Origin of the sequence: Isoptericola maris, assembly GCF_048065335.1 — a bacterium.
Taxonomy (GTDB): Bacteria; Actinomycetota; Actinomycetes; order Actinomycetales; family Cellulomonadaceae; genus Isoptericola; species Isoptericola rhizosphaerae.
In genome coordinates this window covers 82153-91747 of sequence record NZ_JBLUNY010000010.1, presented here as the reverse complement: position 1 = coordinate 91747, position 9595 = coordinate 82153, and the positions used below count along the sequence as shown (strand labels likewise).

Below are 9595 nucleotides of genomic sequence, written 5' to 3'. Positions count from 1 at the left end.
CCTGCTCTGCGGGCGGTCAGAGGGTGGCGTTCATCGCCTTGGCGAACCCGCGCGGGGTCAGCTCGCCGGTGAACACCCGGTGCAGGTTGTCCAGGAGCGGCCCGGCCTGGTCGGACGGGATCGCCTGGTCCCAGGAGAGCTGGAAGTGCGGCGCCGAGGCGACCATGTCGTAGACGTACTCCAGGTACTCGGCGTCGTCCCGCTGGGCGAGATGCTTGCCGAGGTTTCGGACCGGCGGGACGGTCCGCACGACGAGGAACCGTTCGACGGCGACGTCGGAGTACACCTGCTCGTTGAGGAAGTCGATCGCGGCCTGCTGCTCCTCCGGTGTCGCCGCGGACGAGACGGACCAGAAGTTGGCCGGGTTGCCGACCACGTTGTCCGGGTCGCCGGCGCCGTCCTCGACCGCGGGGAAGGGTGCGAACCCGAGCCCGTCGTTGGCGACCAGCGCCGGCGCGGCGGTGACGAAGTCCGGGTAGACCCAGGCGCCCTGGAGCACGAACGCGGCGGTCCCGTTCGCGACGAGACCCACGTCGCCGGACTCGTCGGCGACCGTCTCGGTGAAGTACTCCCCGAACGCGCCGGCGTCGACGAGCTCGCCGATCTTCTCCAGCGCCTCCAGGATCGCGGGGTCGGACCAGGCGTCGGGCTCGCCGTCGACCACGCGCTGGAAGACCTCGGGCCCGCCGATGCGGTCGGTGAGGTACTGGATGTACATGAGCTCCGGCCACCGGCTGCCGCCGGCCAGCGCGATGGGGATCACGCCGGCGTCCTGGAGCACGGGCACCGCGTCGAGCAGGTCGTCGAACGTCTCGGGCGGCTCCAGCCCGGCGGCGTCCAGCACCTCGGCGTTGTAGTACAGGACGACGGGCTGGGTCTGGTTGTTCGGCACGGCGTACGTGCGCCCGTCGACCTCGCCGTTCGCGGCGACGGCGGGCAGCACCCGTTCCTGGACGGGGCCGACGGCGTCGCTGAGGTCGACGACGGCTCCGTCCGCGACCATCCGGTCGAGGTCGCCGCCGGCCCAGCCGAAGATGAGGGTCGGGGGTTCACCGGCGCCGAGCGCCTCCTGGATGCGAGCCTTGTACTCGTCGTTCTCCATCCACGTGACCGCGATCTCGTCGCCGGGGTGGCCGCTGTCCCACTGCTCGAAGGTCTTCTCGAGGACCACGTCGCTGCCTCCGGAGAGCGCCCAGGCGGTCGGTCCGTGGGCGGGTGCGGTCTCGGGCCCTGTCGCCACCTCCTGCGGACTCTCGGCACAGGCGACGAGCAGCAGGCTCACGCCCCCCACTCCCGCCAAGACCTGCCCGAACCGTCGCCTCATCGCTTGCCCCTCCACGCCGTCGTCTGGGTCGTCACCCGGTCTTGCCGACGGTGTAAACCGTTTTCGATCCGGGCTGGTGCACATTACGTCAGAATCCGCGACCATCGTCAAGATCCTCGTGAGTTTCGATATCTGGCGAGACCTTGTTTCAATAATCAGTCGAATACCGGCCGCGAAATCCTTTCGACGCGAGAGGTCCGTGCCCACCGCGCCCGACCTCGGCAGGTGGGCCGACGACTACCTCCCTACCCTGAGCCTGTGATCTCGACACCCGGTACCTCGCGCCTCGCCGCGGCCTGGCCCGCCGAGCCCGGACGCGCCCGACGGGGGATCGTCGTCGGCGACCTCCTGCGCGTGTCCGCGCTGGTCAGCGTGGTGGTGACCGGCATCTGGTTCGGCTGGCCGGCCGTCGCGCTCTTCCTCCTCGTGCTCGGCGGCACGATGCTCCCCCGCGCCGCCGGGACACGTCCCGCGCTGGACGTCACCTATTGCGCGTCGCTGCTCGCCGCCGCATGGTGCGCGCAGCTCGGCGTCTACGAGCGCGTGGACCGGCTCGACCTCGTGGTGCACGCCGCGACGACCGGCGCGATCGCCGCCGTCGCCCACCACGTTTTCACCCGCGCAGGCCTGGTCGCACCGAGCCGGCACGCGCGCGCCTCGGCAGCACTGACGACCGTCGGGCTGGGCTCGCTCGTCGCCGTCGTCTGGGAGCTCCTCGAGTGGGTCGGCCACACGTTCGTCGACGACAGCATCTTCGTGACGTACACCGACACCCTCGGCGACCTCGCCGCAGGCCTCGTGGGCAGCGTGCTGGCGGCCGCGCTCGTGGCTCGCGGCGCCCGGGCCGAGACATGAGCCCCGCCGCCGCCCGACCGACCGTGTCGGTCGTGGTGCCCGCCCGCGACGACGCCGACGAGCTCGACCGGTGCCTCGCACTCCTGGCCGCCCAGTCGGTGGCGCCGCTGGAGGTCGTGGTCGTGGACAACGCCTCGCGGGACGCGACGGCGGAGGTCGCCCGCCGGTGGGGCGCCGTCGTCGTCCCCGAACCCCGCCTGGGCATCCCCGCCGCGGCGGCCGCCGGGTACGACGCCGCGCGAGGTGACGTGATCGCCCGCCTGGACGCGGACTCCCGGCCCGGCCCGCACTGGGTGCGCTCCGTCGTCGACTCGATGACCACGGACCCCGCCCCCGACGCGGTGACCGGCACCGGCACGTTCGTCGACCTACGGCACGGCGGCCGGCTCGCCTGCACGCTGTACCTCGGCCTCTACTACGCCCTCACCCGACTGGCGCTCGGCCACACCGCCCTGTGGGGCTCGAGCATGGCGGTCCGCCGCAACGTGTGGTGGGCCGTGCGCGACGCCGTCGAGCGCCACGACCCCGAGGTGCACGACGACATGGACCTCGCCTTCGCGCTCGGGCCCCACCGACGCCTCGTCCGGGACCGCCGCCTGCACGTCGGGGTCTCGGCCCGCTCGCTGCGCTCCGGACGACGACGGCGGTTCCGGCGCGCGTGGCGCACGCTGCGGAGCAACTGGGCCGACGCGCCGCCGTGGATCCGCTGGTGGGAGCACTGGCGCGGGCAGTGACCGGCGCCTCGCGGCACGCCGTTCGTCCACCGGCCTCCGATGCCACGGTGAGGCATGCGCATCGTCGTCGTGGGTCAGTCGGGGAACGTCGGGACCGCCGTGCTGCGGGCCCTGCGGTCCGCACCCGAGGTGGACTCCGTCCTGGGCATCGCCCGCCGCCTGCCGGACCGCACCTCCGCGCCGTACCAGGACGCCGACTGGGCGGCGCTCGACATCTCCGAGCCCGACGAGGAGAGCGTCGTCGACACGCTCGCCACGCACTTCCGCGGGGCGGACGCCGTCGTCCACCTCGCCTGGCTGATCCAGCCGAACCGTGACCGCGAGCTGCTGCGCCGCACCAACGTGGAGGGCACGCGCCGGGTGGCCGCCGCGGTGGTCCGGGCCGGCGTGCCGCACCTCGTGGTCGCCTCCTCGGTGGGCGCCTACGCGACGGTCGACGACGACGCCACCCGGCGCGAGGACTGGCCCACGACGGGCATCCCCACCTCGCACTACAGCGTGGACAAGGCGGCCCAGGAACGCGTCCTCGACGAGCTGGAGCGCGACCACCCCGAGGTCGGCGTCGCCCGCCTGCGCACGGCCCTGGTGTTCCAGGGCGACGCCGGGCACGAGATCGTGCGGTACTTCGTCGGGCCGCTCGCCCCCGTGCGCACCGCCCTCGCACTCGCCTACGCCGCCCACGCGGTGCCGGCCGACCCCGGCTGGCTCGACATGGGCATGGGTGCCATCTGCTCGGGCTCTACCTGTCCGACCACCTGACCGGCGCCACGGCCGGGCTGGGGCGCATCGAACGGATGGCCGGCTCGTACCAGGACACCCCGTTCCACGCCGACATCGCCGAGCTGACGGAGCAGATCCGCGGCGAGCGGCAGCTCTACCGCACGCTGCTGGCCACCCTGCGCATCCGCCGTCGTCGCTACCGACAGGTGGTCGCCGGCGTCGGGGAACGGCTCGGCCGCCTCAAGCTGAACGGCCGGCTGACGGAGCGGTCACCGCTGACGGTGATGCTCGAGATCGAGCTCATGCGATCAGCCGTGACGGGCAAGCTGGGCGGCTGGCAGACCCTCGAGGAGTACGCCGACGACCTGGGGCTCGAACCCGAGCGGTTCGCCCGGCTCGCCGCGGTGGCACGACGCCAGCTCGCGCTGCTCGAACGCCTCCACGAGCACGCCCGCGAACAGGCCTTCCGCCGGCCCGGCTGACCGGCCGGCCCGGACTCCGACGCCCGACGACGAAGCGCCGCCCCGGATCTTTCGGGACGGCGCTCGCCGCAGGTGCACCGCCTCGCCGGCTGGTGGACGGCGGCGGTGATGCACACGACCGGCGTCGACCCACGCCGGGAGCTGGTCGGGGACGTCTCAGGCGAAGGAGGAGATGCCCGTGATGTCGCGGCCGACGATCAGCGCGTTCATCGACTCGGTGCCCTCGTAGGTGTGCAGGGCCTCGATGTCGGCGAAGTGCCGCGCGACGCGGTTCGCGAGCAGGATGCCGTTGCCCCCGAGCATGTCGCGGGCGACCGACGCCACCTCGCGCGCGCCCCGGGTGCAGGTGTACTTGGCCAGCGACGCCTGCTCGCCGGTGAGCTCGCCGGCGTCGGCGAGCTCGGTGAGCCGGCCGACCAGGAGCTGCATCTGCGTGATGGTGGAGAGCATGCGGGTGAGGCGCTCCTGCACCATCTGCTTGGCGGCGAGCGGCTTGCCGAACTGCACGCGCTGCTTCGAGTACTGCACGGCCGCCTCGTAGCAGGCGATCGCCTGCCCGACGGCGGACCATGCCACGGCGAGGCGGGTCGCGAAGAGGACGGCGGCAGTCGCCTTGAACGAGGTGGCGCCGGGCAGGGCCGCGCTGGCCGGGACGAACACGTCGTCGAGCTCGATGTGCGCCTGCCAGATCGCGCGCAGCGCCATCTTGCCCTCGATCGTGGTGCCGGTGTACCCGGGGGCGTCCTGCGGCACGATGAAGCCGTGCACCTGACCGTCGCGGTCGCCGGCGTCCGGGTCGTCGAGGCGGGCCCAGACCACGGTGATGTCGCCGCAGGAGCCGAACCCGATCCACTTCTTCTCGCCGTCGATCACGTAGCCCTCGACGCCGTCGCGCACGGCGGGCCGCGCCGTCGTCTCCAGGGAGACCGAGTCGGAGCCGTGGGTGGGCTCGGTGAGCGCGAACGCGCCGAGCACCTCGCCGCGCGCCATGGGCTCGGCGTACTGCTCGATCTGCTCGGGCGAGCCGTGCATGACGATGGAGCGCAGGGCGAGACCGCCCTGGACGCCGCAGATGGTGGCGACCGAGCCGTCACCGCGAGACATCTCCATGCTGGCCAGGCCCTCGGCCATGAAGGAGACCTTCGGGCGGCCGGGCACGTCGACGCCGTCGCGCAGGAAGTCGTGCTCGGCGAGCTTGGTGACCAGGTCGAAGGGGACCTCGGCCCGCTCCCAGTAGCCGTCGATGACGGGCAGCACCTCGTCCTGCACGAACTGCCGCACGGCGAGCTGGTGCTCGCGCTCAGCCGGAGCGACGTCGGCGAACGCGGCCGCGTAGTCGAGGTCCAGGGGCTGGGAGACGTCGTACTCGGGCGCGGTGACGCCGGGCAGGACGGGGGCGGTGCGGGGCATGCGCGTCTCACTTTCCACGGGGGCGACCGCGCCGCCGCAGAGGCTGGTGACGACGGCGTCGGTCTCCCATCATAGTGCGACGCGACGGAGTCTCAGTCAAGCGATACGGCGTATCAGTTTGCGATCGTCAGCCAGAGCAGCGTCACGTTGAGCCCCACGATCACCGCCGCCACCGCCCAGGCGACCACCTGCATCGGCCGCCCGTTGCGGAACTCGCCCAGCAGCCCCGCGTCCCGCGTGACCCGCACCAGCGGGATCATCGCGAACGGGATGCCGAAGCTCAGCACCACCTGGCTGAGCACCAGCAGGTAGGTGGGCGAGATGTCGGTGGCCAGCAGCAGCAGCGCCGGGATCAGCGTCACCAGGCGCCGCGTCAGCAGCGGCACCCGTACCCGCAGCAGGCCCGCCATGATCTCCGAGCCCGCGTACGCGCCGACCGCCGTGGACGCCAGCCCCGAGGTCAGCAGCCCGACGCCGAACAGCACCGCGACCAGCGGTCCCAGCGAGTCCGAGATCGCCGCGTACGCCCCCTCGATGGTGTCCGTGCCCGTGCGGCCCGGCAGGTTGGCCGCGGCGAGCAGCAGCATCGCGATGTTGACCCCGCCCGCGATGATCAGCGCCGCGACCACGTCCCAGCGCGTCGCGCGCAGCAGGCGGCGCACGGCCGAAGGGTCCGACGGCGCCGCACCGGCCGCCGTCGCCACGTCCGACGGCGTCGCCCCGGCTATCGCGGCCCGCCGTGCCGCGTCGTGACGCACCCGGTCGCGGGCCAGCGAGCTGTGCAGGTAGATGGCGTGCGGCATGACGGTGGCACCGAGCATCGACGCGGCGAGGAGCACCGAGTCCGTCCCCTCGAAGCGGGGCACCAGGCCGCCCAGGACGGCCCCGGCGTCCGGCGGGGCCGCGAGCAGGCCCGCGCAGAAGCCGACGGTGATGACGCCCAGCATGGTCAGCAGCACCGTCTCGAAGATGCGCTGGCCCCGGCGCTGCTGGACCGCGAGGACCACCATCGACACCGCACCGGTGATGAGCCCGCCGACCACGAGCGGGACGCCGAACAGCAGGTTCAGCGCGATTGCCCCGCCGATCACCTCGGCCAGGTCCGTGGCCATGGCGACCCCCTCGGCCTGGAGCCAGTAGGCGATCCGGCCGCGGCGGGACATCCGGTCGGCGAGCACCTCGGGCAGTGACCGGCCGGTGACGACGCCCAGCTTGGCCGACAGGTACTGCACGAGCACCGCCATCGCGTTGGCCATGACGAGCACCCACACCAGCAGGTAGCCGAACTCGGCGCCCGCCGTGAGGTTCGCGGCCACGTTGCCGGGGTCCACGTAGGCGATCGCGGCCACGAAGGCCGGGCCGAGCAGCGCCAGCGCGCGCAGGCGGCGCAGGCCGCGCTCGGGTGGTGCGGTACGGGTGCTCACAGGGCTCCTTCGGCGACGACGGCCAGGCATGGTTTCGGGTAACCGAAACCATAGACGCTGCAGGCCGCATCCGAAACCCGTCAGATCCCGCGCCGGTCCGTGCCGGTCTGGCACGATGTGCCCCGTGCCTGCCGACCCGCCCACCGACGCGCCGTCGTCGTCATCGCCGTCGTCGCCCACCGAGCACCGCGACCGTGGCGGCAGCCTCCTGCAGTCTCCCTGGCTGCTGGCGCTCGCCTTCGTCATCGTGCACGCGCGCCTGGTGCACGAGGCGATCACCTGGCAGTACACGATCTTCGGCGACGTCACCCTGTACGAGTGGTGGGCCCGCCACGGTCTCGGCACCGGCGAGTGGCCCGTCCTGGACTACGACTGGGTCTACCCCGCCGGAGCGCTCGTACCGGTGGTCGCGCCCTCCCTCGTCACCGACGACCTGCTCGGCTACGAGATCGTGTGGACGGCCCTCATCGTGGCGCTCAACGCGGCCGCGACGGTCCTGCTGGTCCGGTCGACCCCGCGCGGGGCCCTCGGCGCCTGGTGGTGGCTGCTCTTCCTGCTGGCGCTGGGCCCCATCTTCGTGGGCCGGCTGGACGGCGTCATCGCCCCGATGATCCTCGCCGCACTCGTCCTGGCTCGGCGGCATCCCCGCATCGCGACCGCCGTCGCCACCGCCGGAGCCTGGATCAAGATCGCACCGGGCGCCGTCGTCGTCGCCATCGCCGCGACCCGCCGCGATGCGCGCGACCTGCTGCGCGCCGTCGTCGTCCCGGGAGCGATCGTGTCCGCCGTCGTCGTCGGGGTCGCGCTGGCCGGGGGAGCCGGCACGCGAGCGCTCAGCGTGTTCGGCGAGCAGGGCGCCCGCACCCTGCAGGCGGAGTCCGTGGCCGGGACGTGGTTCTCCGTGGCTCGGCTCTGGGACCCGGCCGTGACGATCGAGTACAACGACGACATCTTCACCTACGAGTTCCAGGGCTCCGGCGCCCGCAGCGTCGCCGACGCCCTCGACTGGATCCTGCCGCTGGCCGTGGTGGCGCTCGCCGCGCTCACCTGGTGGGCTGCCCGACGGCGTCCCGAGCGGGCCTACGAGATCGTGCTCCTGTCCTCCGCGGCGCAGCTCGTCGCACTCATCGTGTTCAACAAGGTGGGCTCGCCGCAGTTCGTGGCGTGGATCGGCCCGCCCGTGGCGGTCGCTCTGGCGACCCTGCCCGCCGGGCGGGCGCTGCGGGCCTGGTGGCCGCCCGCGCTCGGCATCGTGCTGGTCGCGTACGGCACCTACCTCGTGTACCCCGTGGCGTACGGCCCTTTCCTGGACGGCGCCACCTGGATGATCGTGGTCGAGGCCCTGCGCAACCTCGCACTGGTTGTCCTCATGGCCGGGGCGGCCTGGCGGATCGCGCGGCTCGGCGCCGTCCGCAACGCGTAGTTCCGCCTCAACGTTCGCCCGGCGTTCGACGGCGCGACGGCGACACGTCGCCTGCGCCACCCCCGTTCGACACCCGGGGCCACGACAGTTCGAGTCGTGAGGGTAGCGATCGTCGCAGAGTCCTTCCTCCCGCAGGTCAACGGGGTCACGAACTCCGTGCTGCGGGTCCTCGAGCATCTCCGCCGGGGCGGGCACGAGGCCCTGGTCCTCGCCCCCGACTCGGACGAGGGAGACGTCCCACCGTTCGCGCACGGCGCGCCCGTGGTCGAGATCCCCTCCGTGGGGCTGCCCGGGTACGCAGACGTGCGTGTCGTGATGGGCCAGCGAGCCCGCATCGAGCGGACGCTCGCGGCGTTCGGGCCCGACGTCGTCCACCTCGCCTCGCCGTTCACGCTCGGCTGGCGCGGCATGCAGGCCGCCGAGGCCCTCAGGATCCCCACCGTCGCCGTCTACCAGACCGAGGTGCCCAGCTACGCCGCTCGGTACGGCATGCGCCACCTGGAGCCGCTGCTGTGGCGTCGGGTGCGCAACCTGCACGAGCGCGCCACCGTCACCCTCGCGCCGTCGAGCCCCACGATCGACCATCTGCGTGCCCGCGGCGTGCCGCGCCTGCTCCGTTGGGGCCGCGGCGTGGACACCGTGCAGTTCCGGCCCGAGGCCCGCGACGACGCCTGGCGGCGGGCGGTGGGCGCCGGGCGGCCGCTGCTCGTCGGGTACGTGGGGCGCCTCGCCGTGGAGAAGCAGGTGGAGGCGTTGCGGGTGCTGTCCGGCCGCGACGACGTCCGGCTGGTCGTCGTCGGCGAGGGTCCGGAACGCGCGCTGCTCGAGGAGCTGCTGCCCGACGCGCACTTCACCGGGCTGCTGCAGGGCGAGGACCTGGCCCGCGCCATGGCGAGCCTCGACGTGTTCGTCCACCCCGGCGAGCTGGAGACGTTCGGCCAGACGCTGCAGGAGGCCAACGCCTCGGGCGTCCCCGTGGTCGCGCCCGCAGCGGGCGGGCCGATCGACGTCGTCGCGCACTCGCACACCGGCTGGTTGTACCCGCCGGGCGACCACGCCGCGCTGCGCTCCCACGTGGACGACCTGCTGGGCGACGACCGCAAGCGCCGCGCCTTCGGGACCGCCGCCCGGGAGCGAGCGCTCGGGCGCACGTGGGCGAAGGTGTGCCACGAGCTGATGGAGCACTACGAGGCCGCGATCAGCGTCTCGGCGGAGGTCTGACC

General features: G+C 73.1%; 9 protein-coding genes. 6 read left to right on the top strand and 3 right to left on the bottom strand.

All coding sequences use genetic code 11. The annotated features are described in order from the left end of the window. Window positions 1-16 precede the first annotated feature (16 nt). Entirely contained in the window at window positions 17-1282 is a 1266-nt protein-coding gene (locus tag ACH5HR_RS14330) for an ABC transporter substrate-binding protein (protein ID WP_402376905.1), read from the bottom strand. Between the two features lie 300 nt (window positions 1283-1582). Between ACH5HR_RS14330 and ACH5HR_RS14325 the strand changes: the two genes are divergently transcribed. From ACH5HR_RS14325 to ACH5HR_RS14310, 4 genes are read left to right on the top strand one after another with little or no spacing between them, the layout of a single operon-like run. Further along, window positions 1583-2179: a DUF2238 domain-containing protein gene (locus ACH5HR_RS14325; RefSeq protein ID WP_402376908.1), complete on the top strand. Its 597-nt coding sequence runs from the start codon at window positions 1583-1585 to the stop codon at window positions 2177-2179. Further along, on the top strand, window positions 2176-2913 hold the full coding sequence (locus ACH5HR_RS14320; RefSeq protein WP_416478463.1) for a glycosyltransferase family A protein: 738 nt from the start codon (window positions 2176-2178) through the stop codon (window positions 2911-2913). Before ACH5HR_RS14325 ends, ACH5HR_RS14320 begins: the two co-directional genes overlap by 4 nt. A gap of 54 nt (window positions 2914-2967) precedes the next feature. Next, complete coding sequence (locus ACH5HR_RS14315) at window positions 2968-3672, top strand: NAD-dependent epimerase/dehydratase family protein (RefSeq protein ID WP_416478461.1); 705 nt, start codon at window positions 2968-2970, stop codon at window positions 3670-3672. Window positions 3673-3707: 35 nt separating this feature from the next. Further along, window positions 3708-4115 (top strand): hypothetical protein, encoded by a 408-nt coding sequence (locus ACH5HR_RS14310; RefSeq protein ID WP_416478460.1) that lies wholly within the window; start codon window positions 3708-3710, stop codon window positions 4113-4115. Window positions 4116-4271: 156 nt separating this feature from the next. Here ACH5HR_RS14310 and ACH5HR_RS14305 read toward each other — a convergent pair whose 3' ends face one another. Together ACH5HR_RS14305 and ACH5HR_RS14300 are read right to left on the bottom strand one after the other, a co-directional pair. Continuing rightward, window positions 4272-5525, bottom strand: coding sequence for an acyl-CoA dehydrogenase family protein (locus tag ACH5HR_RS14305; protein ID WP_402376914.1), 1254 nt, complete (start codon window positions 5523-5525; stop codon window positions 4272-4274). A gap of 113 nt (window positions 5526-5638) precedes the next feature. Next, the gene (locus ACH5HR_RS14300) at window positions 5639-6979 is read right to left on the bottom strand and encodes an Nramp family divalent metal transporter (RefSeq protein WP_416478459.1); all 1341 of its coding nucleotides are present in this window, start codon (window positions 6977-6979) and stop codon (window positions 5639-5641) included. Between the two features lie 85 nt (window positions 6980-7064). On the opposite strand from ACH5HR_RS14300, the gene ACH5HR_RS14295 reads away from it, so the two are divergent. Next, entirely contained in the window at window positions 7065-8372 is a 1308-nt protein-coding gene (locus ACH5HR_RS14295; RefSeq protein WP_518486618.1) for a glycosyltransferase 87 family protein, read from the top strand. Between the two features lie 96 nt (window positions 8373-8468). Then, window positions 8469-9593 carry a glycosyltransferase family 4 protein gene (locus ACH5HR_RS14290; RefSeq protein WP_416478457.1) on the top strand — a complete coding sequence of 375 codons (1125 nt, stop codon included), beginning with the start codon at window positions 8469-8471 and terminating at the stop codon, window positions 9591-9593. Window positions 9594-9595: the final 2 nt, after the last annotated feature.

Bases quoted from the DNA above. Each gene is read 5' to 3' on its own strand.
- ACH5HR_RS14320 (WP_416478463.1), top strand. From the start codon at position 2,176: ATGAGCCCCGCCGCCGCCCGACCGACCGTGTCGGTCGTGGTGCCCGCC.
- ACH5HR_RS14315 (WP_416478461.1), top strand. From the start codon at position 2,968: ATGCGCATCGTCGTCGTGGGTCAGTCGGGGAACGTCGGGACCGCCGTG.
- ACH5HR_RS14310 (WP_416478460.1), top strand. From the start codon at position 3,708: ATGGCCGGCTCGTACCAGGACACCCCGTTCCACGCCGACATCGCCGAG.
- ACH5HR_RS14305 (WP_402376914.1), bottom strand. From the start codon at position 5,525: ATGCCCCGCACCGCCCCCGTCCTGCCCGGCGTCACCGCGCCCGAGTAC.
- ACH5HR_RS14300 (WP_416478459.1), bottom strand. From the start codon at position 6,979: ATGCCTGGCCGTCGTCGCCGAAGGAGCCCTGTGAGCACCCGTACCGCA.
- ACH5HR_RS14295 (WP_518486618.1), top strand. From the start codon at position 7,065: ATGTGCCCCGTGCCTGCCGACCCGCCCACCGACGCGCCGTCGTCGTCA.